The following is a 24934-nucleotide window of genomic DNA, read 5'->3' on the forward strand; positions in this document are numbered from 1 at the left end:
GCCGCCCGGGGCGGGCACCCGGGCGGCGAGCGCGTCGAGGAACGCTTCGAGGGTCAGTGTGCGCATCGGTGTCCGTCCTTAGCGCCGGATGCGCAGCATCTCAGGGTCGACCAGGGGTTCGGCGGCCACGGTGGCGCGCACCCGGCGGCCGAAGTAGCCGATCTCGACCGGCGTGCCCGGGGTCGCGGCGGCGGGCAGCCACGCGTAGGCGATCGGCACGCCCAGGGTGTGCGCGAACGCGGCCGAGGTGACGTACCCGGCGGGCTCGCCGTCGAGGAACACCGGCTCGGAGCCGAGCACCACGCTGCGGCCGTCGTCGATCGTCAGGCAGGACAGCCGGCGCGTCACCGTCTCGTCGGTGACCTCGGCGATCGCGTCCCGGCCGACGAAGTCGCCCTTCTGCTTGCGCACCGCGAACCCGAGCCCGGCCTCGTACGGATTGTGCTCGGTGGTCATGTCCGTGCCCCACGACCGGTAGCCCTTCTCCAGCCGCAGGCTGTTGAACGCGGCGCGGCCCGCGGCGACCACCCCGAGCGGGCGGCCTGCCTCGAACAGGACGTCCCACAACCGCTGCCCGTACTCGGCGCTGGTGTAGATCTCCCAGCCGAGTTCGCCCACATAGGACAGTCGCATCGCGGTGACCGGGATCCCCGCGATGTGCGCGGGCATGCAGCGGAAGTACTTCAGCGCCTCGTGCGAGAAGTCGTCCCGGCTCAGCGGCTGGACGAGATCGCGCGCCAGCGGACCCCACACGCCGATGCAGCAGGTGCCGCCGGTGATGTCGCGGACCTGCACGTCCCCGCCCGCCTCGGACCGGAAGTAGGCCAGGTCGAGGTTGCCGTTCGCGCCGACCTGGAAGCGGTCCTCGCCCAGCCGGGCCACCGTCAGGTCGCTGCGGATCCCGCCGGCCTCGTCCAGCGCGAGCGTGTAGGTCACCGAGCCGACCGACTTGTCCATCTTGCCGGTGGTGAGCCGGTCCAGGAACGCCAGCGCGCCCGGCCCGGACACCTCCAGGCGCTTGAGCGGGGTCATGTCGTAGAGGGCGACCGCCGTGCGGGTCTTCCACGCCTCGGCCGCGGCGATCGGGGAGTGGAACATCGCCGACCACGCGTCCCGCGACGGCGGCTGCCACTCCGGCGGCAGGTCCTTGACCAGGTGCGCGTTCGCCTCGTACCAGTGCGGCCGCTCCCAGCCGTGCGCCTCCAGGAAGAACGCGCCGAGCTCCTTCTGCCGCGCGTGGAACGGGCTGACGCGCAGGTCCCGCGGCGACAGCTTCGGCTGCAGCGGGTGCACCACGTCGTAGATCTCCACGAAGTTGCGCTGCGCGGTCTCGTCGACGTAGGCCTCGGTGGTCTCGATCTCGTCGAACCGGTGCACGTCGCAGCCGTGCAGGGCGATCTCGCTGCGGCCGTCGACCAGCAGCTGCGCGACCGAGCGCGCCACGCCGGAGGAGTGCGTCACCCAGACCGCCTCGGCGATCCAGAACCCGGCGACGTCGGGCGACTCGCCGATCAGCGGGCCGCCGTCCGGGGTGAAGGAGAAGATCCCGTTGAACCCGGTCTCGATCTTCGCCGACCGCAGCGACGGCAGCAGCTGCCTGCTGTGCTCCCAGGAGGGCGCGAAGTCCTCCTCGGTGAACGGCAGCATCGACGGCATCGCCGCCTCGGTGAGGTCGTCGTCGGAGACCTCGGGCAGGTCGGACAGGCGCACCGGCATCGGGCGGTGCGCGTAGGAGCCGATGCCGAGGCAGTCGACGTGCTCGCGGTAGTACAGGTCGCGGTCCTGGTGACGCAGGATCGGCAGCCCGGCCTCGGTCAGCTCGTCGTTGCGCCCCACCAGGTCCGCGACCTGGCCGGTGCGCACGTACTGGTGCGCCAGCGGCAGCAGCGGCACCCGCATGCCGACCATCTCGCCGATCGCCTGGCCCCAGAACCCGGCGCAGGACACCACGATGTCGGCGGGGAAGTCGCCGGCGGTGGTGCGCACGCCGGTGACCCGTCCGCCGGTGTGGGCGATGCCGGTGACCCGGACGCTGCCGTGGAATTCGGCGCCGCGGGATTCGGCGCGCCGCCGCAGGGCCACCACGGCGCGCGCGGCCTTCGCGAGCCCGTCGGTCGGCGTGTGGAACCCGCCGAGGATCTGCTCGGGGTCCAGCAGCGGGTGCAGCCGCACGCACTCCTCGGGGCCGACGACCTCACCGGGCACACCCCACGAGGTGGCCCAGCCCTGCTTGCGGTGCAGGTCGGCCAGGCGCTCCGGGGTCGTGGCGACCTCCAGGCCGCCGACCTGGTTGAAGCACCAGGCGCCGTCCACGTCGAGGCTTTTCAGCTTGTTGACGGTGTAGGTGGCGAACTCGGTCATCGTCTTCGACGGGTTCGTCTGGTACACCAGGCCCGGCGCGTGCGAGGTCGAGCCGCCGGTCAGCGGGAGCGGACCCTGGTCCAGGACCGTGATCCGGGTCCACCCGCGTTCGGTCAGCTCGTCGGCCAGGTTCGCGCCGACGATGCCGGCGCCGATGATGACAACCCGGGGTGTGGTGCTCATCGTGGTCTCCTGTCTGTGGTCTACGAGGTGGTCCCGGCGGGCTGGAACTCCAGCGCCGCGTCGAGGAGCCAGTCGGCGAGGTATCCGGCGAACGAGGGCCGCACGAACACCCGGAAGTCGTCGCCGGTGCCCAGCGCGAGCAGCAGCACCGGGGCCTGCCCGAGCGTGGTCTGCGCGGCCCGGCCGGACGGGAACGCCAGCGGGTGCAGGTCGAGCGAGCAGCCGGTGGCCAGGACGTCCCGCGCGTGCCGTCCGCTGATCCGGATTCCGGTGCGCTGCGCGGACACGTCGATGGCGGCCCCGCCGCGCGGCCGGACCGCGGCGCCCAGCCGCGCCTCCAGTTCGTGCCCCTCCGCGGCGGTGCTGGTGACGAGCCATTCGTCCGGGCCGAGCCAGACGATCTGCCCGTCGGCGGCGTAGACCCAGGTGTTCGGCTCGGTGGGCAGCGGGGTGCCGAGCACCTCGGCCGGTGGCGTCACGCGCAGGTCCACGGCGGCCACCGGCGGCTCGGCCTCCAGGTTCAGGCCGGTCGCGTTGCGCGAAGCGGCGGCCAGCGCGGGGATCCACTGCTGCAGCGGATGCGTGGGGTAGAGACGGGCCTCAGCCATCGCGGCGTGCTCCTTCCGGGTCGACCAGCACGATCCCGCCGATCTCGGCCGGCACCAGCGTGCCGTCGACCGGGACGTGGACGGTGTCGCCGATGCGCGCCTGCCCGCCCTTGACCAGGGCCAGCGCGAACGGGCGGCCCAGCTCGGCGCTGTGGTAGCTGGAGGTGATGTGGCCGAGCATCGGCACCGGCGGCGGGGGCAGGGTGCCGTCCGGGCGGAACTCCACGACCTGGGAGCCCTCCGGCAGCTTGGTGCGGGCGTCGGCGGGCAGGAGCGACACCAGCTGCTTGCGCAGCGGGTTGGTGTTCTCTGGGCGGGTGAACGAGCGCTTGCCGACGAAGTCCCGCTTCTTCTTCGACACCGCCCAGCCCAGGCCGAGGTCGTGCGGGCTGACGGTGCCGTCGGTGTCCTGCCCGACGATCGGGTAGCCCTTCTCCGCGCGCAGCACGTGCATGGTTTCCGTGCCGTACGGGGTGATGTTCCAGCGCGCGCCTGCCGAGAGCAGGCGCAGCCACATCGCCCTGGCGTACCAGGAGTTCACGTTGACCTCGAACGCCAGCTCACCGGAGAACGAGATGCGGGCGATGCGCACCGGGACGCCGTCGACCTCGGTGTCCTGCCAGGACATGAACGGGAACGCCTCGTTGGACACGTCCAGGTGCGGGAACGCCGCGGCGATCACGTCGCGCGAGCGCGGCCCGACGACCGGGAACACCGACCACTGCTCGGTCACCGAGGTCAGGTGCACGCGCAGGTCCGGCCACTCGGTCTGCAGCCACTCCTCCATCCAGTCCAGCACGCGCGCCGCGCCGCCGGTGGTGGTGACGACCAGGAACCGGTCCTCGGCCAGCCGCAGCACCGTGCCGTCGTCGAACACCATGCCGTCGTTGCCGCACATGACGCCGTAGCGCACGCGCCCGACCTTCAGGGTGCTCATCATGTTGGTGTAGAGCCGGTCGAGCAGCTCGGCGGCGTCCGGGCCCTGCACGTCGATCTTGCCCAGGGTGGAGCCGTCCAGGATGCCGACCCCGCCGCGGACCGCGGCGCACTCGCGCAGCACGGCGGCGTCCATGTTCTCGTGCGGCGCCGGGTAGTAGCGGGCCCGCTTCCACTGCCCGACGTCCTCGAACACCGCCCCCGCCGCGACGTGCCAGCTGTGCAGCGAGGTGATCCGCTCGGGGTCGAACAGCTTCCCGCGCTCCCGCCCGGCCAGCGCGGCGAACGCCACCGGGGTGTAGGGCGGGCGGAACGTCGTGGTGCCGGTGTCCTCGACCGGTTTGCCGAGCAGCTCGGCGACGATGCCGGAGGCGATCACCCCGGACGTCTTGCCCTGGTCGTGTGCGGTGCCGATGGTGGTGTAGCGCTTGATGTGCTCGACCGACCGCAGCCCGGCGCCGACCGCGCGCTCGATGTCGGCGACCGTCGCGTCGCGCTGGATGTCCACGAACTGGCGGGCCGGGTCGCCTTCGGTGCGCCACAGCACCAGCGGCGGCGTGGTCTCCGGCTCCGCGGGCGTGGCTGGTGCGTCGTCCCCGGCGCCGTCGCGCAGGCACCCGGCGAGGTCGAACGTGCCGTTCGCGGCGCCGATCACCGACACCCCGGGGATCGGCTCGGCCGGGCGGAACGCGCCCAGCGCCGGGTCGTACCGCAACGCGCCGCGGACGTGGCTGAACAGGTGCGCGGCGGGGTTCCAGCCGCCGGAGGTCAGCAGCAGGTCGCACGGCAGCGACTCGGCCTTGCCCGCGGTGACCGTGTCCACGCCGGTGATCCGGAGCTCGCCGGTGGTGCCGACGACGGCGCTGCCCGGCCGCACGGCGATCGACCGCTCCCGGCACAGCGCGGCCCAGCGCTCCGGCGCGCTCGGGCGAGCGTCGAGGACGGTGACCCGCGCCCCGGCGTGCTCCAGGTCCAGCGCGGCGGCGTAGGCGGAGTCGTTGGTGGTGAACACGACGACCTCGCGTCCGGCGAGCACCCCGTAGCGGTGCAGGTAGTCACGCGCCGCGGAGGCGAGCATGATGCCCGGCCGGTCGTTGTCGGCGAACACCACCGGCCGCTCGTGCGCGCCGGTCGCGACCACGACGTGCCGCGCGCGGATCCGGTGTACCCGCTGGCGCGAGAGGTTGCGCGGCGCGGCGGTGCCGAGGTGGTCGGTGCGCCGCTCCAGCGCCAGCACGAACCCGTCGTCGTACTGCCCGAACGCCGTGGTGCGCTGCAGGTGCAGCACCTCCGGGGCGGCGGCCAGCTCGGCCACCACCTCGGCGACGAACTCGCGCGACGGCCGCCCGTCGATCACCTCGGTGCCGGTCAGCGAGCCACCCGCGTCGGCCCGGTCGTCGACGAGCACGACCCGCTCCCCGCGCCGTGCGGCGGACCGCGCGGCCAGCAACCCGGCCGGGCCCGCCCCGACGACGAGCGTGTCGCAGTGCGTGTGCTTGCGGTCGTAGCGGGCGGTGTCGGCCACCTCCGCGAGCCGGCCCTGCCCGGCGAGCCCGCGCGCCACGAGCCCGTCGGTCAGTTCCACGGTCGCGGCGAGCAGCATCGGCTCCGGGAACGGCTCCTCGATCTGCACCAGCCCGGTCGGGTCCTCGACCCACGCCGCGCCGATCCCGCGCGGACGGCCGAACTTCACGCTCGTGCCCACCGCGTGCACGCCGTGGGCGAGCAGCGCCGAGGCCAGCGTGTCGCCCGGGTGGCCGGTGTAGGTCACCCCGTCGAAGGTGAACCCGACGGTGCGGGTGCGGTCGATCCGGCCGTAACCCTTGATGCGGCTCATGACGCCACCTCCGGTGCGGACTGGCCCATCGGGTACACGGCCAGGAACTCGTAGGTCCGGGTGTCGCGGACCGCGTTGAACCAGCGACGGCAGCCGGCCGCGTGGCTCCAGCGTTCGGCGAACGGGCCCTTGGGGTTGTCGCGGAAGAAGACGAAGTGCGCCCACTCCTCGTCGGACAACGCGGCGGGGTCGTCCGGGTAGGCGAGGTGGGCCTGGCCGCCGTAGTGGAATTCCACTTCCTCGCGCGGCCCGCACCACGGGCAGGTGATGAGTTGCATGCGTGGCTCCTAGTGGGCGACGGCGGCGGCGCCGTGCTCGTCGACGAGCGCGCCGGTGACGAAGCGGTCCAGGCCGAACGGCTCGACGTACGGGTGCGGCTCGCCGTTGGCGATCGTGTCGGCCAGGCACCAGCCCAGGCCCGGGGTGGCCTTGAACCCGCCGGTGCCCCAGCCGCAGTTGAGGTAGACGTTGTCGTAGGGCGTGCGGCCGACGATCGGCGAGGCGTCCGGCGTGACGTCCACGATCCCGGCCCAGCTGCGCAGCAGGTGCGCCCGGGCGAACACGGGGAACAGCTCCACCGCGGCCGCCATCTGCCGCTCGATGATGTGGAAGGCGCCGCGCTGGCCGTACCCGTTGTAGGAGTCCACGCCCGCGCCCATCACCAGTTCGCCCTTGTGCGCCTGGGACACGTACACGTGCACGGCGTTGGACATCACGATCGTCGGGTGCACCGGCTCCAGCAGCTCCGACACCAGGGCCTGCAGCGGGTGCGACTGCAGCGGCGCCCGCACGCCCAGCTGGTCCAGCAGCACCGAGGTGTGCCCGGCCGCGCACAGCGCGACGGTGCCGCAGGCGATGTCGCCACGGCTGGTCCGCACACCCGTCACCCGGCCACCGTCCACAGTGAACCCGGTGACCTCGCAGTCCTGGATCAGGTCGATCCCGGCCTCGTCGGCCCGGCGGGCGAAACCCCAGGCGACGTAGTCGTGCTTGGCGATGCCCGCGCGCGGCTGGTACGTCGCGCCCAGCACCGGGTACCGGATGTCGCCGGAGACGTTGACGATCGGGCAGACCTTGGCGACCTCGTCGGGGGAGAGCCACTCGGCGTCGATGCCGTTGAGCTTGTTGGCCTCCACCCGCCGCACGCTGTCGCGCACGTCCTGCTCGGTGTGCGCCAGGTTCAGCACCCCGCGCTGGGAGAACAGGATCGGATAGCCCAGGTCGTCTTCGAGGCCCTCCCACAGCTTCAGGGCGTGCTCGTAGATCGCCGCGGAGGCGTCCCACAGGTAGTTGGAGCGGATCAGCGTGGTGTTGCGGGCCATGTTCCCGCCGGCCAGCCAGCCGCGCTCCAGGACCGCGACGTTGGTGATGCCGTGGTTGCGCGCCAGGTAGTGCGCGGTGGCCAGGCCGTGCCCGCCGCCGCCGACGATCACGACGTCGTAGCCGCGCTTCGGTTCCGGGTTGCGCCACAGGAAGTCCGGGTGGTCGGGCAGGTGCGCGCCAGGGGGCTGGGGGGTGGTCATGCCGTCAGCTCCGGGTAGAGGGGGTGGCGGGCGGTGAGGTCGGCGACGCGGGCGGAGAGCTTGTCCAGGTCGGCGGCGGAGGCGTCCGGGCGCAGGGCCAGCGCGGCGATGTCGGCGACCTCGGCGAAGTCGTCGGGGCCGAACCCGCGGGCGGCCAGCGCGGGCGTGCCGAACCGAAGGCCGGAGCTGATCATCGGTGGGCGCGGGTCGAACGGGACGGCGTTGCGGTTGACCGTGATCCCGACCTCGTGCAGCCGGTCCTCGGCCTGCTTTCCGTCCAATTCGGACTCCCGCAGGTCGGCCAGCACCAGGTGCACGTCGGTGCCGCCCGTCAGCACCCCGATCCCGGTCTCGCGCAGGAACCGGTCGGCGAGGATCTTCGCGCCCTGCAGGGTGCGTTCCTGGCGCTCGCGGAACTCCGGCTCGGCGGCCAGCTTGAACGCCACGGCCTTGCCCGCGATGACGTGCTCCAGCGGCCCGCCCTGCTGACCGGGGAACACGCTGCTGTTGAGCCTCTTCGCCAGCGACCGCTCGGCCAGGATCACCCCGCCGCGCGGCCCGCCGAGCGTCTTGTGCGTGGTCGAGGTGACGACGTGCGCGTGCGGCACGGGGGAGGGGTGCAGGCCCGCCGCGACCAGGCCGGCGAAGTGCGCCATGTCGACCATCAGGTACGCGCCGACCTCGTCGGCGATCCGGCGGAACGCGGCGAAGTCCAGGTGCCGCGGGTAGGCCGACCAGCCTGCGACGATCAGCTTCGGCCTGCGCTCCCTGGCCAGCCGCTCGACCTCGTCCATGTCGACGCGGTGGTCCTCGGGGCGCACGTGGTAGGCGGCCACGTCGTAGAGGCGGCCGGAGAAGTTGAGCTTCATCCCGTGCGTCAGGTGCCCGCCGTGCGCGAGGTCCAGGCCGAGGATCGTGTCGCCGGGCTCCAGCAGCGCGGCCATGGCGGCGGCGTTGGCCTGTGCGCCGGAGTGCGGCTGCACGTTCGCGTACTCCGCGCCGAAGAGCGCCTTGAGCCGGTCGATGGCCAGCGTCTCGATCTCGTCGACGTGTTCGCAGCCCCCGTAGTAGCGGCGGCCGGCGTAGCCCTCGGCGTACTTGTTGGTCAGCACCGACCCCTGCGCCTGCATCACCGCCAGCGGCGCGAAGTTCTCGCTCGCGATCATCTCCAGGGTGTCGCGCTGGCGGCCGAGTTCGCGGCCGATCGCCGCGTGCACCTCCGGATCGGTTTGGAGCAGGGAACGCCCGAGCACGCGCTGGGGGCTGAGTGCGCCAGCGCGGCCGATGGCCACCGACATGCTGCCTCCCGGTCTCATACCTCTGTTCGCCGACTGATATATCAACTGGCCGCCACGCTACGGCTCGGCGTCCGGCGGGGTCAAGAGCCGATTCCGGCGAACCTTTGTTACTCGTGAGTCCCTTGTGTCGCAGGGATTCGGCCCCTCGTGTTGCCGTCAGGAAAACTCCGCGCCATCCCCGGTTCAGGTCTTGACAGACCCGGCGCGCAGGCCGCACTGTGGTCCGCGTCGCAGTTGCACATCACGCAGGTGTTGCGGAAGAAGCAACAACCAGTCCCCGGTCACTCACACCACCACGGAGCGTTCGTTGACCGAGAACACCACCACCGCGCCGTCCACCGACCAGCCCGGGCTCCCGTCGAGCCTGATCCCCACACTCGGCGGGATCACCTACACCGACGAGACGATCTTCGCGCTGGAGCAGGAGAAGATCTTCGAGCAGATGTGGTTCTGCGCGGTCCGCAGCGCGGACCTGCCGCAACCCGGAAACTTCCGCACCGTGCAGATCGGCCGCGAGAGCGTGCTGGTGACCCGGTCCCGCGACGGCGCCCTGCGGGCCTTCCTCAACATCTGCCGCCACCGCGGCGCGCGCCTGTGCGTGGAAGAGAGCGGCACGGTCAAGCGGAACTTCCAGTGCCCCTACCACGCGTGGACCTACGGCCTGGACGGCAAGCTCGTCGCGGCGCCGAACCTGACCTCGATGCCGGACATCGACCGCACCGAGTACGGCCTTAAGCCGGTGCACCTGCGGGAGTGGCTCGGCTACGCGTGGCTGTGCCTGGCCGAGGAGCCGCCGTCCTTCGAAGAGACGGTGCAGGCGGACGTGGCGGGCCGGCTCGGGCAGCTCGACGCGATCGGCAACTACGGCATCGACGAGCTGGCCCTGGGCAGGCGGATCACCTACGACGTCAAGGCCAACTGGAAGCTCATCATCGAGAACTTCATGGAGTGCTACCACTGCGCGACGATCCACCCCGAGCTGACCGAGGTGCTGCCGGAGTTCGCCGACGGCTACGCCGCGCAGTACTACGTGGGCCACGGCGCGGAGTTCGGCGAGGACGTCAGCGGGTTCACCGTGGACGGCAGCGCCGGGTTCGACCGGCTCGGCGGGGTGGACGAGCACCAGGACCGCCGCTACTACGCGATCACCGTGCGGCCGCAGGTGTTCGTCAACCTCGTGCCCGACCACGTGATCATCCACCGGATGTTCCCGATGGCGGTCGACCGCACGATCGTCGAATGCGACTGGCTCTACGCCCGCGAAGTGGTGGACTCCGGCCGCGACGTGTCACACTCGGTCGAGCTGTTCCACCGCGTGAACCAGCAGGACTTCGACGCCTGCGAGCGCTGCCAGCCCGCGATGTCCTCGCGCGCCTACGCCCGCGGCGGGGTCCTGGTGCCGTCCGAACACCACATCGGCGAATTCCACCAGTGGGTCGAGCGGACACTGGCCGGCGGGCGGTGACGCGGTGACCATCTCGCAGAGCGCAGGGGGGCAGCCGGACAACCAACTCGAGCAAGAGGCGGTGAGCGTCGTGCCCAGCACGGAAGCAACGACCCGGAAACCCGCGGAACCCAGAGCGCGCGGCGGGATGGATCGCGTGGTGTTCGTCGTCGCGGCGGTGGTCGCGGCGGCGTTCCTCGCCTGGGGCGTGTTCGCCACCGACAACCTCTCCAGCGTGTCGGCGGGGGTGCTGGACTGGCTGATCCGGAACACCGGCTGGGCGTTCCTGCTGGCCGCGACGGGGTTCGTCCTGTTCGCGATCTGGCTGGCGTTCAGCCGGTACGGCAAGATCCCGCTCGGCCACGACGGCGAGCGGCCGGAGTTCCGCACGGTGTCGTGGATCGCGATGATGTTCAGCGCCGGCATGGGCATCGGGCTCATGTTCTACGGGGTCGCCGAACCGTTGTCGCACTTCGTGGAGCCGCCGCCGGGCACGGTCGCGGGCAGCACCGACGCGGCGGTGGAGACCGCGATGGCGACCTCGCTGTTCCACTGGGCCATCCACCCGTGGTCGATGTACGCGGTGGTCGGGCTCGCCATCGCCTACGGCACCTTCCGGCGCGGCCGCAAACAACTGATCAGCTCAGCGTTCGCGCCGCTGTTCGGTGAGCGGGTGAGCGAGGGGCCGCTGGGCAGGCTCATCGACATCCTGGCGATCTTCGCGACGCTGTTCGGGTCCGCCGCGTCGCTCGGGCTGGGCGCGTTGCAGATCGGCAGCGGGCTCGTGCAGCGGGGCTGGCTGTCGGACAACCCGGGCACCGGCCTGCTCATCGGCGTGATCGCGGTGCTGACGGTGGCGTTCGTCGCCTCCGCGGTGTCCGGGGTGGCGAAGGGCATCCAGTGGCTGTCCAACATCAACATGGTGCTGGCCGCCGTGCTCGCGGTGTTCGTGTTCGTGGTCGGGCCGACGATCTTCATCCTCAACCTGGTGCCCTCCACGATCGGCGACTACTTCCGCGAGATGGGCGAGATGATCTCGCGGTCGGGCGCCTCCGGCGGCGAGAACATGGAGAGCTGGCTGTCCTCGTGGACGATCTTCTACTGGGCGTGGTGGATCTCGTGGACGCCGTTCGTGGGCATGTTCATCGCGCGGATCAGCCGCGGCCGCACGATCAAGCAGTTCGTGGTCGGCGTGATCCTCGTTCCGTCCGTGGTGAGCCTGGTGTGGTTCAGCATCATGGGCGGTACGGCGATCACGCTCCAGCGGAGTGGGACGGATCTGGCGAGCGCGGGCAGCGCGCAGTCGCAGATGTTCGGGGTGCTCGACCAGTTCCCGCTGGCCGCCGTGGCGAGCGTGCTGGTGATGGTGCTGGTGGCGATCTTCTTCGTCTCCGGCGCGGACGCCGCGTCGCTGGTGATGGGGTCGATGTCGCAACGCGGCGCGATCGAGCCGAAGCGCTGGCTGGTGGTGTTCTGGGGCGTGGCGACCGGGGGCGTGGCCGCGGTGATGCTGCTGGTCGGCGGAGGTGGCGACGAGGCGCTCACCGGGCTGCAGAACCTGACGATCATCGCGGCGGCGCCGTTCGCGCTGGTGATGGTGGTGCTGTGCGTGGCGCTCGCGAAGGACCTCCGCAGCGACCCGATGATCCGGCGGGAGGAGAAGAGCGCGGAGATCGTGGAGCAGGCGGTGCTGACCGGAAACCGCCACTACGACGGCGACTTCTGCCTGCAGGTGGCCCCCACGGGCGAAGGGCTGCCCGAGAGCAACGGCCAAGCGCCGGCGAAGAAGGTGGAGTGAGGACCGGGCGCCGGGCGAGTTGCGTCGGAGGTCGCCACGGGCACTGCGGAACGAGAACTCGGTGCGATCCGGAAGGGGACGCTGATCCGCCGGGCCGGTGGCGCCGGCACCACCGATGAGAACATCGAACCAACGGGCCGTGGGCGGCATCCGATCCTGTTGTACCTCCATGGTGGCGGGTTCAGCAGCGGCCGCGCCGCCTCGCCATCGCCGGCGACTCGGCGGGCGCCGACCTCGGCGCCCGCCGTTGCCGCGGAACGCCTCGCGGCCCGCGTGGAGGATGTGTCGACAGAGCACGTGCTCACCACCGTGGACGGGTTGCCGCACGCTTTCCTCACGGCCGAGCGGTGCCATCCCTCCGTTCGGGCCGTGATACACGAGATGATCGACTTCCTGGTCGACCGCGTCTGATCAGTCGTTCGCCGGCTCCAGGGACAGCTGCCAGAACCGCGCGTACCGGCCGCCGCGGGACAGGAGCTCCTCGTGCGTGCCCTGCTCGGTGATCCGGCCGTTGTCCAGGAAGACGATGTGGTCGGCGCTCCGGACGGTGCGCAGCCGGTGCGCCACCATCACCACCGTGCGGCCCGCCATCAGCCGCTCGATTCCCTCGTGCACCGCGGATTCGTTCGCCGGGGCCAGCGCCGACGTCACCTCGTCCAGCAGCACCACCGGAGCGTCCTTCAGCAGCGCCCTGGCGATCGACACGCGCTGGCGTTCGCCGCCGGAGAGCAGGGCTCCGCCTTCGCCGACGGTGGCCGACCAGCCGCCGGGCAGGCGGTCGATCACCTCGTCCAGCCGGGCCGCCGTCGCCGCGGCGCGGACCTCCGCGTGGGTCGCGCCGGGGCGGCCGAGCCGCACGTTCTCCTCGATCGTGCCGTCGAACAGGTACACGTCCTGGAACACGATGGCGATCCGCGACATCAGATCCGCCGCCGCCATCGCCCGCACGTCCACGCCGCCGATCCGCACCGCGCCGGCGTCCACGTCGTAGAACCGCGCGATCAGCTGCAACAGCGTGCTCTTCCCGGCACCGGACGGGCCGACCACCGCGAGCCGCTGACCCTCCGGAATGGACAGTGACACGCCGTCGACCACCGTGCGGTCGCCGTGCCGGAAGGTGACCCCGTCGAACTCCAGGTCGTGCCGCGCCGGCGTCACCGGGTCGGCCGGTTCCGGCAGCGGCTCGGTGCGCAACACCGCGTCGAGCCTGGCCAGCTCCGCACGGGCGCCGCGCAGCTTGCCCCCGGTCTCGGCCAGCGACAGCAACGGATCCGCGCACCGGGCCGCCAGCACGAGGATCGACAACACCTCCGCCGCCCCGACGCCCGCGCCGAGCGCGAGGGCCGCGCCCAGCACCAGCAGCGCGGTGAACACCGCCTGCACCACGAGCGTCAGGCCGACCGCGCCCGGAAGCGCCGACAACGTGGCCCGCCGCGACGCCCGCTGCACGTTGCGCAGCGAGTCGTCCAGCAGCCGGAACCGTTCTGCGGTCCGGCCGCCCGCCCGCAGCACCGGCTGCGCCTGGAGGAACTCGATCACCCGCGCCGTGGCCTGCTGGTCGCGCTCGTGGCGTTCGGCGTCCGCGGCCGCCGTGGCCCGTCCCGCCCACACCTGGACCGCCACCACCAGCGGCGCGGCCGCCAGCGCGGCCAGCCCCAGCCGCCAGTCGAACGCGATCATCACCACGACGATCGTCAGCGGTGTCACACAAGCCGAGACGAACGGCGCCAGCAGGTGCGCGATGACGCTCATCGCCTGCAGCACGCCACGGCTGGCCAGCACGGACACCTCGCCGACCCGCCCGGCGCTGTACCAGCCCAGCGGCAGCCGGGCCAGGTGGTCGCCGAGCCGGTGGTACATCCCGCGCAACAATGTGGTGCCCACGCGGAAACCGGACAGATCGCTGGCGTACCGCAGCACCCCGTACACCACCACCGCGGCGCCGAACGCGATCAGCCACGGCCACACCTCGCCGGGGGAGGGGCCGAACAGCGCCCGCAGCACCGGCACCAGCAGGGCGTAGGACAGGCCCTCGGCGACCGCGGTGGTGGTCATCAGAGCGACGGTGCGCCGGACCGGCCGGGCGTGTTCGTGGCCGAGCACGCGCAGCAGCGTGGTGATCATCGTGGTTCCTCTCCCCGGGCGCGCCAGAACGCGGCGAACTTCCCGTTGCCGGCGAGCAGTTCGGCGGGACGGCCGCGTTCGGCGATCGACCCGTTTTCGAGCAGGACGACGGTGTCGGCGTCGGCGATGGTCTCCAGCCGGTGGGCGATGACCAGGATCGTCCGGTCGCCCGTCAGCGTGGCCAGCGCCTCGCGCACCGCGTGTTCGGTCTGCGGGTCGGCGAAGGCGGTGGCCTCGTCCAGCACCAGGACGGGCGCGTCGGCGAGCAGCGCGCGGGCGATGGCGATCCGCTGCGCCTCCCCGCCGGACAGGCTCGCCTCCTCGCCGAGCACGGTCTCGTACCCGCGTGGCAGTTCGAGGATCCGGTCGTGGATGTTCGCCAGGCGAGCGGCACGGACGACGTCCTCGCGCGCGGCCCGCGGCACCGCCAGCGCGATGTTGTCCGCGACCGAGGCGCGCAGCAACGACGTCTCCTGGAAGACGAACGACACCGTCCGGTAGAGCCGGTCGCTGCCGATCTCCCGCAGGTCGACGCCGCCGAGCGTGACCGAACCGGCGTCCGGGTCGAAGAACCGCGGCAGCAACTGGACCAAAGTGGACTTCCCGCTGCCGGACGGCCCGACGAGCGCGGTGACCGTGCCCGGTTCGAGCGCCAGGTCGACGCCGCGCAGCACCTCGTGCCCCTCGGTGTACCCGAATCGGACGCCACGCAGCTCGACGCGGTGCCCGTCGGGCTCGGCCGGGTGCGCGGGCTCGGGCAGCGGCGGCACCGCCAGCACCTCGCGGATCCGGCCGACCGCGCGACCGGCGGCCTGGAGGTCGTCGAAGCCGTGTCCGAGGGCCGCCACCGGGGCGGTCAGGCCGAGGCCGAGCAGCACGAAGGGCAGCAGGTCGGCCGGGGCGAGGCTGCCGGACGTGATCAGGGCCGCCCCGCCGATCAACACGACCACCAGCACGAACGGCGGTGACAACGCCAGCTGCATCCCGGCCGCGATCCCGGACATGCCGCGCACCCAGCGGAGGAAGGTGCCGACGAAGTCGTCGGTGGCGGTGCGGAACCTCCGGTGCGCACGCTCGGACCCGCCGAACGCCTTGACCACCGCGATGCCGCGCACGAACTCGACGACGGAGCTCGCGATCCGGCCCATGGCCGCGTCGAACTCCTGCTGCTCGCGCTGCCGGGCGGCGGTCATCATCAGCGGGACCAGCGCTATCGCCAGCACCACGGGCACCAGCGTGATCAGGGTGAGCCGCCAGTCGATCGTCACCAGGTAGACCAGCGACACCAGCGGCACGACGAACGCGGACACCAGCTCGCCCGGCGTGTGGGCGATGAACGGGTGCACGGCGCTGACGTCGTCGCCGACCACCTTGGCCAGCTCGCCGGTGCGGCGGCGGGCGAACCAGCCGATCGGCACGCGGCCCAGCCGCTCGGCCAGCAGGCGGCGGAAGGACAGCTGCACCCGGTCGTCCAGGACGTGCCCCACTCCGGCCGACGCGGCGGTGAACAGCATCCGGACGAGCAGGCCGGCCGCGCCCAGGGCGACGACCGTCCACACGCGACTCTCGTCGGCCGGTTCCGGGGACAGCAGCGTGCGGCCCAGTTCGACGACCGCGAGCAGCGGCGCCAGGCCGGCGACCGCGCCGATCACCTGCAGCACCACCACGGCGGCGAAGCTCCCGGCGTGCGGCCGCAGCAGGCGTCCGATGCTTTCCGTCATCGCGTCTCCAGTGCCGCCACGAGATGCCCGGCGAGGAAGGCGGTGATCTCCGCGCGGGCGGGCTTCGCCTGGGGGACAAGGCCGGGCATGCTGAGGAACGCGTGTGGCGCCCCGCGGTGCGCGGCCAGTGCGGCAGGAGTGCCGGCGTCGCGCAGCCGCTCGGCGTACCGGCGGCCGTGGTCGGCGAGCGGGTCGAGTGTGGGCACCACGACGAGCGCCGGGGCCAGCCCGCCGAGGTCGTCCGCCCGCAGCGGCGACAGCGGGAGCGGATCCGTCCCGGGTGGTGCGGCCAGGCGGTGGAACAGCCGCATCTGCTCGATCGTCAGCATCGGGCTCTGCGCGTGCTCGCTCATCGAGGGGTGGTCGTAGGCGGTCTCGGTCAGGTCGAGCGCCGGGTTGACCAGCACCTGGGCGCGCAGTCGCAGGCCGGTGTCGCGGGCGCGGATCGCGGACAGCGCGGCGATCAGCCCGCCGGTGCTCTCGCCGAACACCGCGATGCGCGCGGGGTCGCCCCAGGTTCCGGCTTGCTGGAGCACGTCCCAGGCGTCCTCGGCGGCGGCGGTCAGCGGGGTGCCCGGGGCGAGGAGGCGGTGCTCGACCGAGACGACGACGGTCGGCAGGCGGGCGGCGAGGTGGCTGTTGACCCAGTCGCACTGCACGGCCGTGCCGGTGAAGCCGCCGCCGTGCACGTGAATCACGACCGGCAGGTTCTCGCCGTGCCGCGGCCGGTGGACGCGGACCCGGATGGTGCGGCCGGGGGCTGTCACGTCCTGCCACTCGATCGTCGCGCCGCGGTCCGGGCGCCCGGTGATCAGCCGCGCCAGCCGTGAGGTGCGCTTGCGGTTGGTGCGCTCGCTGAAGGCGGCCAGTTCCGCGTCGGTCATCGCGGCCCAGTCCGGCTCCTTGGCGAGCGCGTGCAGCAGCCGGATGCCCGGCGGTGGTCGATCGGCCATGTCCCCTCCTCGGTTTACGCTACTGGCGGTAGCGATACCGATGGTAGCGGAATTGGCTAGGGTGTCGCCATGAGCTCCGCCAAATCGCCCGGCCGCCCCCGCGCCGGCATCGACGCCGAGGTCTTCGCCGCGACGCTGCGAACGGTCCACGAACTGGGCTACGCGGGCGCGACGATGGACCGCATCGCGGCGGCGGCGGGCGTCGCGAAGACGACGATCTACCGCCGGTGGCCGTCGAAGGGCGCGTTGATCACGGACTGCCTGGTGCACGCGTTCGGCCCGGTGCCGCTGGAGGGCGAGGGCCGGGAGGAGGTGCTGACGCGCGCGGTGCACTGGGCCGCGGCGAAGATCGCCGAGCCCGGGGTCGGCGCGGCGTTCGCGGGGGTCTTCGTGGACGCGGTGAACGACCCGGCGCTGCGCGAGGTCCTGACGACGCGGTTGCAGGACCCGTACCGCGTGGTGCTGCAGGACGCGCTGGGGGAGCCGGAGAACCGGGTGCTGCTGTTCATCGACGTGGTGGTCGGCACGCTGCTGCACCGGATGGGCATCACGGGCGGCCCCATGGCGGAGGCGGATGTGGCCGCGCTGGTGGAGATGGTGGTGCACCAGTTCCGCTGACGCGGGCGGGCCGCGCCCCTTCGCTACGCTCAGCGCCCCTGTCGGATACAACCGTTGACGTGCGGCGGCCCCGGGCCGATCCACCCAGGCCCGGGGTCACCGACTGGCGATCAGGGGATGTAGACCCCGTTGAACCACTGCCCGCTCGCGTCGTCGGAGTAGGCGTCCACGTTGAAGTTGTAGTTGCCGTGCCTGCCTTCCCACAGGTACCCGGGCAGGCCGGACGCCGCGTTGGCGTCGCAGATGATGTCGTCCGTGCAGAGCGTCAGGGTCGGGATGTCGCCGAAGAAGTCGTCCGCTCCGGCGAGCGGCGCGCCGACCACCGGCGCGACCAGCGGGTGCGCCGCGGCGCCCGCGTTGCCCGGGCCCGCCGCCCGCTTCGGGTCGGCGATCAGCACGGCGTTCACGTCGTCGATGGTCGGCCAGTTCTCGGTCACCCAGGTGTGCACGACGGCCGCGCCGAGCGAGAACCCGACGGCCTTCACGTGCTGCCCGGGGCAGACGTTGCGCTGGTCGCGGATCAGCCGGTTCAGCTCGTTGACGCCCTGCCGCGCGTTGATGCCGACCGGGATCGCCGGGTAGCCGACGCGCTGGCTGATGTTGCCCTGCCAGTACGGGTCGTCGGAGTCGTTGTCGCCGGTCCCGCCGACGACGATGGTGTAGGTCCCCTCGCACGGGGCGGCCTGCGCGGCGGGCGAGGCCACCAGGTACGCCGTCGCCGCGACCGCCAGTCCGGTCAGCAGTGCCGCGATCTTCTTCATCGAACCCTCCCGGTTCGTGTGGACGAATCCCGGCGAACGGTAGGGGCGGGCGATGAAAGACCGGTGAAACCGCATTTCACCGGTCACCCATGCGGCCGGATTCCCGGATGCCGTGACCCGCTCCGGGGCGTGGGCTGATTTGATGGTGACGGACATCGTCTCGATCTGGGGGATCCGTTGCCGAAGGTCAGTGTGATCACGGCCGTCCACGACGGGGGACACCACTTCCTGCGGGAGGCCTACACCTCGCTGTGCGACCAGGAACTGCCGCCCGGCTGGGAGTGGGAGTGGTGCCTGCAGGAGGACGGCGACAGCGGCGTGGTGGGCTGCCTGCCGTCCGATGAGCGCGTCTTGCCGGGTTTCGGGCTGCCCGGCCGTGCCGCGGTCGCGCGCACGATGGCGCTGGCGCGGGCGACCGGCTCGGTGGTGCGCACGCTGGACGCCGACGACGTGCTGCTGCCCGGCGCGCTGGCCAGGGACATCGAGGCGCTGGGCCGGGTGGCGTGGTGCACCTCGGCGTGCGTCGACCTGTTGCCGGACGGCTCGACGCGGCCCGGACCCTGCGACCCGCCGCCCGGGCCGGTCCCGCCGGGCCGGTTCTACGCCGAACAGCTCGACGACCGGTTGTCCGTGCAGGCCAACACGTTCGCGGCGCACACGGACCTGGTGCGCGCGCTGGGCGGCTGGCCGGCGCTGACCGGCGCGGAGACCGTCGGGCTGCTGCTGGCGGCCGAGGCGGTGGCGTCGGGGGAGTTCATCGCCGAGCCGAGCGTGCTCTACCGCAAGCACGACGCCCAGACCACGGCCGCCGACCGGTACTGGGACAAGGCCGAATCCGCCGCGCGCCTGGAAAGCGTCCTGGCCCGCGCCGACGCACTGCGCCGCTCGGGCTGGCACTGGCAGTCCGGTTAGGACGGTCTGCTGAGCCACTTCCCGACCTGGCCCAGCACGTCGCCTTCGTAGTCGGTGCCGACCATGCGGCCCAGGTCGGCCACCGATACCTGCCGCGGCGCGGCCCGCCACGCCTTGTCCGCCTCGAACACACCGAGTGGACCAGCCCCGCGCGGGACAACGACTGCAGCTGCTTCGCCAGGTACGTCCCGGACACCCCGTGCAGCTCGGCCAGGCGCGAGTGCCCCATGAAGATCGCGGTGATCGGCACCGGCCTCATCGGCTCCCAGGTCGTCGACCGGCTCGTCGCCGCGGGCCACGACGCTGCCGGGCACTCGCGGGCCACCGGCGTCGACCTGCTCACCGAGGAGGGGCTCGACCAGGCGGTGCGCCTGCCGTCCACGCCGATCCAGCCGATCAGCTCTGCCGAGGTCGCCGCCGCGGTCGCCGAGGCCGCGACCGAAGCCCCGCTGGGCGGCGCCCGCGAGGTCGGCTGCCCCGAGGTCGTCCCGCCCGACGAACTGGGCCGCATCACGCTCGCCGCGACCGGCGACGGCCGCCGGGTGGTCACCGACGAGACGGCAGGCCTGTTCGCCGCGGTCAAGGGCGACGTGCTCACCGGCGGCCGTCCCGCCACCACCCGCTACCGCGACTGGCTCCAGTCCCGCTGACGTGATCCGCGGCACCAGGGCCGCTCCGGTCGTCACAACCCGGCCTCGAGCAGCGCGGCGCGCGCGTGCACCTGAACACGCAGGTCACCTCAGCGGTCGGCGGGCACGTCGTGTTGTCCAGCAGCGAGGAGGTCGACTCGGAGCTGATCGTGTGGACCGCGGGCGACGGCGCGAACCCGGTCACCGGCAGGCACACCGACCTGCCGGTGGACGAGCGCGGGCTGATCGTCGTGCGGCCGGACCTGCGGGCCGGCACGGAGGCGGCGCCGGTGCCGGACGCGTGGGCGGCCGGTGACGCCGCCGCGGTGCCGGCCTCGCCCGTGCCGGGCGCGCGGACTGTGCCCAACGCGCAGCACGCGTACCGGCAGGGCAAACTGCTGGCGCGCGACATCATCGCCACGCTGCGCGGCCGCCCGCCGAAGCCGTACGTGCACCACAGCCTCGGCGCGATCGCCACGCTCGGCCTCGGCCGCGGCATCTTCCAGTACCGGCGGATCGTCGTCACCGGGCTGCCGGCGTGGCTCATGCACCGCGGCTATCACGTGCCGGCCGTGCCCAGCTGGGAACGCAAGGTGCGGGTGCTGGCGGTCTGGCTGACCGCGGCTCGGTTCGGGCGGGACATCCTTTCGCCGGCGTCGGTGCAGCACCCGCGGGAGGCGTTCGTGACCGGCGGGGAGCCGGTCCGCGCGGAGCCGTGAGCGCGGCGCTCAGAGGCGCTCGTCGCGCATCACCTCCAGGTTGTGGAACACCGGGTCGCCCTCGCAGAGGGCCATCATCTCCTTCGCGAACCGGTCCGTCTCCGGCAGGGACGAGTTGCGCATGGCGTCCTCATAGGACGGGAACTCGACGAACTCCATGTAGGTGCCGGGGCGTTCCCGGTCGCTCATCAGCACCGCGTGCGTGGCGGTCCGCTTGCCCCGCGTCTCCGCCAGCCAGCGGTCCATCATGTCGTTCATCTGTTCCGGGTGCTCGGTCTTGTACTCGATGACCTGTACGAAAGTCATTTCCCGCTCCTTTTCAGACCCGGGAGAGGTCATGGTCCGCCCCTGCCGCGCGGCGGTCAACACCTACACGTCGTAGGTGAGCGCGAATTCGTACGGGTGCGGCCGCAGCCGCAGCGGGTCGATCTCCGTTTCGCGCTTGAAGTCGATCCACGTCTCGATCACGTCCTCGGTGAAGACGCCGCCCGCGAGGAGGAACTCGTGATCGGCTTCGAGCCGGTCGATCACCGCCTCCAGCGACGCGGGCACCTGCGCCACGTCCCGCGCCTCCTCGGGCGGCAGCTCGTACAGGTCCTTGTCGATCGGCGACGGCGGCTCCAGCTTGTTGCGCACCCCGTCCAGCCCGGCCATCAGCATCGCGGAGAACGCCAGGTACGGATTGCCTGAGGAGTCCGGGCAGCGGAATTCGATCCGCTTGGCCTTCGGCGACGAGCCGGTCACCGGGATGCGCACGCACGCCGACCGGTTCCGCTGCGAGTACACCAGGTTGATCGGCGCCTCGAAGCCCGGCACCAGCCGGTGGTAGGAGTTCGCCGTCGGGTTGGTGAACGCGAGCAGGCTCGGCGCGTGGTGCAGGATCCCGCCGACGTAGTGCCGCGCCAGGTCGGACAGCCCGCCGTAACCCGCCTCGTCGTAGAACAGCGGGCCATTGTCGTCCCACAGCGACTGGTGGCAGTGCATGCCCGAGCCGTTGTCGTTGTACAGCGGCTTCGGCATGAAGGTCACCGTTTTGCCCTGCTCCCAGGCCGTGTTCTTCACGACGTACTTGAACAGCTGCAGGTCGTCGGCCGCGTGCAGCAGCGTGTTGAACCGGTAGTTGATCTCGGCCTGCCCGCCGCTGCCGACCTCGTGGTGCGCCTTCTCCACTTCGATGCCCACGCCGGCCAGGTTGCGCACCATCTGGTCGCGCAGGTCGGCGAAGTGGTCGCGCGGCGACACCGGGAAGTAGCCCGCCTTGAACGGGGTCTTGTAGCCGAGGTTGCCGTGTTCCTCGTCGCGGCCGGTGTTCCACCAGCCCTCCACCGAGTCGACCTCGTAGAACGCGGTGTTCTCCACGTTGCCGAAGCGCACCGAGTCGAAGATGTAGAACTCCGCCTCCGGCCCGAAGAACGCGCGGTCGGCGATGGTCGACTCACTGATGTACTCCTCGGCCTTGCGGGCGATGTTGCGCGGGTCGCGGCTGTAGGACTCGCGGGTGAACGGGTCGTGCACGAAGAAGTTCATCAACAGCGTCTTCTCCGCGCGGAACGGGTCGACGCGCGCCGTGTAGGGGTCGGGCAGCAGCAGCATGTCCGACTCGTGGATCGACTGGAACCCGCGCACGGACGAGCCGTCGAAGGCGATCCCCTCTTCGAAGGCGTCGGCGTCGAAGGCCGCGGCGGGCACCGTGAAGTGCTGCATGATGCCGGGCAGGTCGCAGAACCGGACGTCGACGAACTCCACGTTCTCGTCGGCGATGTAGCGCAGGACTTCGTCTGCGTTGGCGAACATGGCGGGCTCCTTTGCCGTCGCGGCCGTGGAGTCCCCAGAGTCCTCGCGTCGGGGGTTCAATGGAAGGATGCGGGACGGCACCATCGAGACCGCGACGTGGAACCCGGCCACCGGCTGCGACCGGGTCAGCCCCGGATGCGACAACTGCTACGCGATGGCCTTCGCGCGGCGGCTGCGGGCCATGGGCAGCCCCGCCTACACCCGCGACGGCGACCCCCGCACCAGCGGACCGGGTTTCGCCGTCACCCTGCACCCCGGGCGGCTGGCGGTCCCGTCGCGCCGGCGAGCGCCCCGGCCCGCCCCACCAGACGTGCGGCAGCGGCTCCGGTGCGAGCCGCGCCAGCACGCGAAACCCCCGCCGCGGTTCGGTTCCTGTCAATGCAGCCGCTGCTCGGCCCGCCGCCGGACCCCGGACCTGACGGGGCTCGACTGGGTCTACGCCGGTGGCAAGCCGGGGCCGCACGCGCGGCCGAGTGGGTCCGGCCGGTGCGGGACCGGTGTGCCGCCGCGGGGATCCCGTTCCTGTTCAAGCAGTGGGCGGCCGGACCCGCAACGCGGGCGGGCGGCTCCTCGACGGCCGCACCTGGGACGAGATGCCGGGAGGCTGGACACCCGCCGGCCGCCGCGCCAGGGTGTCGTCATGACTTCGACGAGCGTTTCCGGGTTCGTGCGCGCGCCGCGCCGGGAGGTCTACCGCGCCCTGGTCGACGGCGAGGCGATCGCGACGTGGCGGGTGCCGGACGGGATGACGGCCAGGGTGCACGAGTTCGACGCCCGCGAGGGCGGGCGGTTCCGGGTGTCGCTGGTATACGACGACCCCGGCCGCGCCGGCAAGTCCGGCGGCGCCACCGACACCTACAGCGGTCACTTCGCGGTGCTCGAGCCGGGGCGGCGCGTGGTCGAGGTGATCGAGTTCGACAGCCCCGACCCGGCGTCCCAGGGCACGATGACCATGACGACCACCCTGACCGACGCCGAGGGAGGCACGAAGGTGGTCATCCGGCACGACGGGGTCCCGGCCTCGGTCGCCCCACAGGACAACGAGACCGGGACCCGGATGGCGCTGGCCAAGCTGGCCGCGTTCGTCGAACGCTGAGGTCAGGCGACGTACTGCGCGAAGGACTTGCGCACCTTGTTCACCTTCGGCAGCGCGACCGCGAGGCAGTAGCCCTGGCCGGGGTTCTTGGCGAAGAAGTCCTGGTGGTACTCCTCAGCCCGGTAGAACTCGCCCAGCGGCTCCAGCGTGGTCACGATCTCGCCGTCCCACCAGTCCGCCGCGCGCTTGATGGCCGCTTCGAACTCGGCGCGCTGCGCGTCGTCGGCGTAGAACATCGCCGAGCGGTACTGGGTGCCGACGTCGGCGCCCTGGCGGTTGAGCTGCCGCGGGTCGTGCAGGGTGAAGAACACGTCGAGGATGACCTCGGCCGGGATGACCGTCTCGTCGAACGTCACCGCGACCGCCTCCGCGTGCCCGGTCCGCCCGGTGCACACCTGCTCGTACGACGGCTGGGCCGTGTCGCCGCCGGTGTAGCCGGACACCACGTCCTGCACCCCGCGCAGCGTCCGGTAGACCGCGTCCAGGCACCAGAAGCACCCGCCGGCCAGCACGAACGTCCGCATCTCGCATCACCTCTCACCGAGTAGTCCGGCTTGCACCGGGTCAACCCCGCGTGCCGGTCCAGTATTCCGCGCCACGTCCCTTGTGGACTCCTCAGGCCGGTGCGACGCGGAAGACCGGCCAGCCGATCTCGGTCCGCCACGCCGCCGGGTCGGCGGTGTCCCTGGGGCCGCTGAGGTAGACCTCGCGCACCGGGCCGGCCACGGCGAGCGCGTGGTCCACCACCCAGCGGCCGAGCTCGCCGTAGGTGACGTCGATCGTGTCGTGGTCGCCCGGGTGGGTGGCGATGGCGAGTTCCGCGGCGGGCAGCGTCACCGGCCGCACCCGCCCGGCCGGTGCGGGTGGTTCGGCGACCGGCAGGTAGACCACCATCCGGCCGCGGCCGTGGGTGAACAGCTCGTTGTCGTACAGGCCGCCGGGCGGGCCGGCCGGGTCGGGCACCACCGCGTCCAGCTCGGCCATCGCGCCCGCGTACCAGGCGAGCACGTCCGCCTCGGCGACGGTGCCCTCGACGGCCGCGACCGTCGTGGCCGGGGTCCGGCGCAGCTCGACCGCCAGCTCGCCGGGTTCGGGGGTGAGCAGCCTGCGCAGCGATGTGACCGCCGCACGGGTGCGTTCCAGCTGGTCCTCGAGCCGCCGCAGGTGCTCGCCGACCAGGAGCGCGCGGGCTTCCGGGTCGGGGCTGCCGAGGATGCGGCGCACCTCGGGCAGCGGCACGTCGAGCTCCCGCAGCCGGTGGATGACCTGCGCGGCCGGGATCTGCGCCGCGTCGTAGTAGCGGTAGCCGGTGGCCGGGTCGACGCGGGCGGGTTCGAGCAGTCCGGCGTCGTGGTAGCGGCGCAGCGTGCGGATGCTCAGGTGGGTCAGCCTGGCGAACTCGCCGATGGTCAGCACCAGCGGATTCTGGACCCTCTCCCCGGGGGAGGGTCCAGCGCTTGACCCTCCCGCGCCGTCACGGCGGAGTGTGCCGGGCATGAACGAATCTCTGGAGGGGCGGCGCGCCCTGGTGACCGGCGGCGGGCGGGGCACCGGCGCGGCCGTCGTCGCCCGGTTGCGTGCCGCCGGCGCCGATGTCCTGGCCACCGCCCGCACCCGCC

21 protein-coding genes and 3 pseudogenes are annotated in these 24934 nt (G+C 72.2%); 9 read left to right on the forward strand and 15 right to left on the reverse strand.

The window, feature by feature from the left end; translation table 11 throughout:
• Nucleotides 1-78 precede the first annotated feature (78 nt).
• Genes ABZ215_RS36005 through glyA form a run of 6 tightly spaced genes read right to left on the reverse strand, consistent with a single transcriptional unit; the run spans nucleotide 79 to nucleotide 8746 of the window.
• The gene (locus ABZ215_RS36005) at nucleotides 79-2544 is read right to left on the reverse strand and encodes an FAD-dependent oxidoreductase (RefSeq protein ID WP_354954914.1); all 2466 of its coding nucleotides are present in this window, start codon (nucleotides 2542-2544) and stop codon (nucleotides 79-81) included.
• Between the two features lie 20 nt (nucleotides 2545-2564).
• A complete protein-coding gene (locus ABZ215_RS36010) occupies nucleotides 2565-3152 on the reverse strand; it encodes a sarcosine oxidase subunit gamma family protein (RefSeq protein ID WP_354954916.1) in 588 nt (195 codons plus the stop codon).
• Nucleotides 3145-5925: a 2Fe-2S iron-sulfur cluster-binding protein gene (locus tag ABZ215_RS36015; protein WP_354954918.1), complete on the reverse strand. Its 2781-nt coding sequence runs from the start codon at nucleotides 5923-5925 to the stop codon at nucleotides 3145-3147. The genes ABZ215_RS36010 and ABZ215_RS36015 overlap by 8 nt, the downstream gene beginning before the upstream one ends.
• Nucleotides 5922-6203, reverse strand: coding sequence for a sarcosine oxidase subunit delta (locus ABZ215_RS36020; protein ID WP_017983404.1), 282 nt, complete (start codon nucleotides 6201-6203; stop codon nucleotides 5922-5924). The genes ABZ215_RS36015 and ABZ215_RS36020 overlap by 4 nt, the downstream gene beginning before the upstream one ends.
• Before the next feature lie 9 nt (nucleotides 6204-6212).
• Nucleotides 6213-7448 carry a sarcosine oxidase subunit beta family protein gene (locus ABZ215_RS36025; protein WP_354954920.1) on the reverse strand — a complete coding sequence of 412 codons (1236 nt, stop codon included), beginning with the start codon at nucleotides 7446-7448 and terminating at the stop codon, nucleotides 6213-6215.
• Nucleotides 7445-8746 (reverse strand): serine hydroxymethyltransferase, encoded by a 1302-nt coding sequence (gene glyA, locus ABZ215_RS36030; RefSeq protein WP_354954922.1) that lies wholly within the window; start codon nucleotides 8744-8746, stop codon nucleotides 7445-7447. Before glyA ends, ABZ215_RS36025 begins: the two co-directional genes overlap by 4 nt.
• 307 nt (nucleotides 8747-9053) lie before the next feature.
• On the opposite strand from glyA, the gene ABZ215_RS36035 reads away from it, so the two are divergent.
• Nucleotides 9054-10211 (forward strand): aromatic ring-hydroxylating dioxygenase subunit alpha, encoded by a 1158-nt coding sequence (locus tag ABZ215_RS36035; RefSeq protein WP_354954924.1) that lies wholly within the window; start codon nucleotides 9054-9056, stop codon nucleotides 10209-10211.
• Between the two features lie 127 nt (nucleotides 10212-10338).
• On the forward strand, nucleotides 10339-11988 hold the full coding sequence (locus tag ABZ215_RS36040; RefSeq protein ID WP_237336941.1) for a BCCT family transporter: 1650 nt from the start codon (nucleotides 10339-10341) through the stop codon (nucleotides 11986-11988).
• Nucleotides 11989-12399: 411 nt separating this feature from the next.
• Here ABZ215_RS36040 and ABZ215_RS36045 read toward each other — a convergent pair whose 3' ends face one another.
• The 3 genes from ABZ215_RS36045 to ABZ215_RS36055 are packed head-to-tail and all read right to left on the reverse strand — an operon-like array spanning nucleotide 12400 to nucleotide 16786.
• Nucleotides 12400-14112, reverse strand: a complete 1713-nt coding sequence (locus ABZ215_RS36045; protein WP_354954926.1) for an ABC transporter ATP-binding protein — start codon at nucleotides 14110-14112, stop codon at nucleotides 12400-12402.
• Nucleotides 14109-15833, reverse strand: coding sequence for an ABC transporter ATP-binding protein (locus ABZ215_RS36050; protein ID WP_354954928.1), 1725 nt, complete (start codon nucleotides 15831-15833; stop codon nucleotides 14109-14111). Before ABZ215_RS36050 ends, ABZ215_RS36045 begins: the two co-directional genes overlap by 4 nt.
• Entirely contained in the window at nucleotides 15830-16786 is a 957-nt protein-coding gene (locus tag ABZ215_RS36055) for an alpha/beta hydrolase (protein ID WP_354954930.1), read from the reverse strand. The genes ABZ215_RS36050 and ABZ215_RS36055 overlap by 4 nt, the downstream gene beginning before the upstream one ends.
• Nucleotides 16787-16855: 69 nt before the next feature.
• Here ABZ215_RS36055 and ABZ215_RS36060 point away from each other — a divergent pair, with 69 nt between their 5' ends.
• Nucleotides 16856-17404 (forward strand): TetR/AcrR family transcriptional regulator, encoded by a 549-nt coding sequence (locus ABZ215_RS36060; RefSeq protein WP_354954932.1) that lies wholly within the window; start codon nucleotides 16856-16858, stop codon nucleotides 17402-17404.
• A gap of 110 nt (nucleotides 17405-17514) precedes the next feature.
• On the opposite strand, the gene ABZ215_RS36065 is transcribed toward ABZ215_RS36060, so the two are convergent.
• Nucleotides 17515-18165 (reverse strand): cutinase family protein, encoded by a 651-nt coding sequence (locus ABZ215_RS36065; RefSeq protein WP_020419931.1) that lies wholly within the window; start codon nucleotides 18163-18165, stop codon nucleotides 17515-17517.
• Nucleotides 18166-18357: 192 nt separating this feature from the next.
• On the opposite strand from ABZ215_RS36065, the gene ABZ215_RS36070 reads away from it, so the two are divergent.
• Complete coding sequence (locus ABZ215_RS36070) at nucleotides 18358-19077, forward strand: glycosyltransferase family 2 protein (RefSeq protein WP_354954934.1); 720 nt, start codon at nucleotides 18358-18360, stop codon at nucleotides 19075-19077.
• Here ABZ215_RS36070 and ABZ215_RS36075 read toward each other — a convergent pair.
• On the reverse strand, nucleotides 19074-19208 hold the full coding sequence (locus tag ABZ215_RS36075) for a hypothetical protein (protein WP_354954936.1): 135 nt from the start codon (nucleotides 19206-19208) through the stop codon (nucleotides 19074-19076). The genes ABZ215_RS36070 and ABZ215_RS36075 overlap by 4 nt on opposite strands.
• A gap of 96 nt (nucleotides 19209-19304) precedes the next feature.
• On the opposite strand from ABZ215_RS36075, the gene ABZ215_RS36080 reads away from it, so the two are divergent.
• Nucleotides 19305-19727, forward strand: a complete 423-nt coding sequence (locus tag ABZ215_RS36080; RefSeq protein WP_354954938.1) for a hypothetical protein — start codon at nucleotides 19305-19307, stop codon at nucleotides 19725-19727.
• Between the two features lie 56 nt (nucleotides 19728-19783).
• Nucleotides 19784-20425 (forward strand): annotated as a pseudogene (locus ABZ215_RS36085) (FAD-dependent oxidoreductase); the annotation flags it as partial.
• A gap of 9 nt (nucleotides 20426-20434) precedes the next feature.
• On the opposite strand, the gene ABZ215_RS36090 reads toward ABZ215_RS36085, so the two are convergent.
• Complete coding sequence (locus ABZ215_RS36090) at nucleotides 20435-20731, reverse strand: hypothetical protein (RefSeq protein ID WP_020419927.1); 297 nt, start codon at nucleotides 20729-20731, stop codon at nucleotides 20435-20437.
• A gap of 63 nt (nucleotides 20732-20794) precedes the next feature.
• On the reverse strand, nucleotides 20795-22219 hold the full coding sequence (gene glnA, locus ABZ215_RS36095; protein ID WP_020419926.1) for a type I glutamate--ammonia ligase: 1425 nt from the start codon (nucleotides 22217-22219) through the stop codon (nucleotides 20795-20797).
• A gap of 67 nt (nucleotides 22220-22286) precedes the next feature.
• On the opposite strand from glnA, the pseudogene ABZ215_RS36100 reads away from it, so the two are divergent.
• From ABZ215_RS36100 to ABZ215_RS36110, 3 genes and pseudogenes are all read left to right on the forward strand, one after another.
• Nucleotides 22287-22454 (forward strand): annotated as a pseudogene (locus tag ABZ215_RS36100) (DUF5131 family protein); the annotation flags it as partial.
• 143 nt (nucleotides 22455-22597) lie between these two features.
• A pseudogene (locus ABZ215_RS36105) lies at nucleotides 22598-22702 on the forward strand (hypothetical protein); the annotation flags it as partial.
• A gap of 157 nt (nucleotides 22703-22859) precedes the next feature.
• Nucleotides 22860-23315: an SRPBCC domain-containing protein gene (locus ABZ215_RS36110; protein WP_020419924.1), complete on the forward strand. Its 456-nt coding sequence runs from the start codon at nucleotides 22860-22862 to the stop codon at nucleotides 23313-23315.
• 2 nt (nucleotides 23316-23317) lie between these two features.
• On the opposite strand, the gene msrA is transcribed toward ABZ215_RS36110, so the two are convergent.
• A complete protein-coding gene (gene msrA / locus ABZ215_RS36115) occupies nucleotides 23318-23839 on the reverse strand; it encodes a peptide-methionine (S)-S-oxide reductase MsrA (protein WP_020419923.1) in 522 nt (173 codons plus the stop codon).
• Nucleotides 23840-23930: 91 nt separating this feature from the next.
• Entirely contained in the window at nucleotides 23931-24731 is an 801-nt protein-coding gene (locus tag ABZ215_RS36120) for a MerR family transcriptional regulator (RefSeq protein ID WP_354954940.1), read from the reverse strand.
• Between the last annotated feature and the right edge of the window lie 203 nt (nucleotides 24732-24934).

The sequence above is a fragment of the Amycolatopsis sp. NPDC006131 genome, assembly GCF_040614175.1.
GTDB classification, from domain to species: Bacteria; Actinomycetota; Actinomycetes; order Mycobacteriales; family Pseudonocardiaceae; genus Amycolatopsis_E; species Amycolatopsis_E tucumanensis.

What these genes read in the sequence shown, in the direction of transcription:
- ABZ215_RS36010 (WP_354954916.1), bottom strand. Translation starts at nt 3,152, where the DNA reads ATGGCTGAGGCCCGTCTCTACCCCACGCATCCGCTGCAGCAGTGGATC.
- ABZ215_RS36110 (WP_020419924.1), top strand. Translation starts at nt 22,860, where the DNA reads ATGACTTCGACGAGCGTTTCCGGGTTCGTGCGCGCGCCGCGCCGGGAG.
- ABZ215_RS36055 (WP_354954930.1), bottom strand. Translation starts at nt 16,786, where the DNA reads ATGGCCGATCGACCACCGCCGGGCATCCGGCTGCTGCACGCGCTCGCC.
- msrA (WP_020419923.1), bottom strand. Translation starts at nt 23,839, where the DNA reads ATGCGGACGTTCGTGCTGGCCGGCGGGTGCTTCTGGTGCCTGGACGCG.
- glyA (WP_354954922.1), bottom strand. Translation starts at nt 8,746, where the DNA reads ATGTCGGTGGCCATCGGCCGCGCTGGCGCACTCAGCCCCCAGCGCGTG.
- ABZ215_RS36005 (WP_354954914.1), bottom strand. Translation starts at nt 2,544, where the DNA reads ATGAGCACCACACCCCGGGTTGTCATCATCGGCGCCGGCATCGTCGGC.
- ABZ215_RS36060 (WP_354954932.1), top strand. Translation starts at nt 16,856, where the DNA reads ATGAGCTCCGCCAAATCGCCCGGCCGCCCCCGCGCCGGCATCGACGCC.
- ABZ215_RS36015 (WP_354954918.1), bottom strand. Translation starts at nt 5,925, where the DNA reads ATGAGCCGCATCAAGGGTTACGGCCGGATCGACCGCACCCGCACCGTC.
- ABZ215_RS36090 (WP_020419927.1), bottom strand. Translation starts at nt 20,731, where the DNA reads ATGACTTTCGTACAGGTCATCGAGTACAAGACCGAGCACCCGGAACAG.
- ABZ215_RS36025 (WP_354954920.1), bottom strand. Translation starts at nt 7,448, where the DNA reads ATGACCACCCCCCAGCCCCCTGGCGCGCACCTGCCCGACCACCCGGAC.
- ABZ215_RS36020 (WP_017983404.1), bottom strand. Translation starts at nt 6,203, where the DNA reads ATGCAACTCATCACCTGCCCGTGGTGCGGGCCGCGCGAGGAAGTGGAA.
- glnA (WP_020419926.1), bottom strand. Translation starts at nt 22,219, where the DNA reads ATGTTCGCCAACGCAGACGAAGTCCTGCGCTACATCGCCGACGAGAAC.
- ABZ215_RS36045 (WP_354954926.1), bottom strand. Translation starts at nt 14,112, where the DNA reads ATGATCACCACGCTGCTGCGCGTGCTCGGCCACGAACACGCCCGGCCG.
- ABZ215_RS36065 (WP_020419931.1), bottom strand. Translation starts at nt 18,165, where the DNA reads ATGAAGAAGATCGCGGCACTGCTGACCGGACTGGCGGTCGCGGCGACG.
- ABZ215_RS36050 (WP_354954928.1), bottom strand. Translation starts at nt 15,833, where the DNA reads ATGACGGAAAGCATCGGACGCCTGCTGCGGCCGCACGCCGGGAGCTTC.
- ABZ215_RS36040 (WP_237336941.1), top strand. Translation starts at nt 10,339, where the DNA reads ATGGATCGCGTGGTGTTCGTCGTCGCGGCGGTGGTCGCGGCGGCGTTC.
- ABZ215_RS36080 (WP_354954938.1), top strand. Translation starts at nt 19,305, where the DNA reads ATGAAGATCGCGGTGATCGGCACCGGCCTCATCGGCTCCCAGGTCGTC.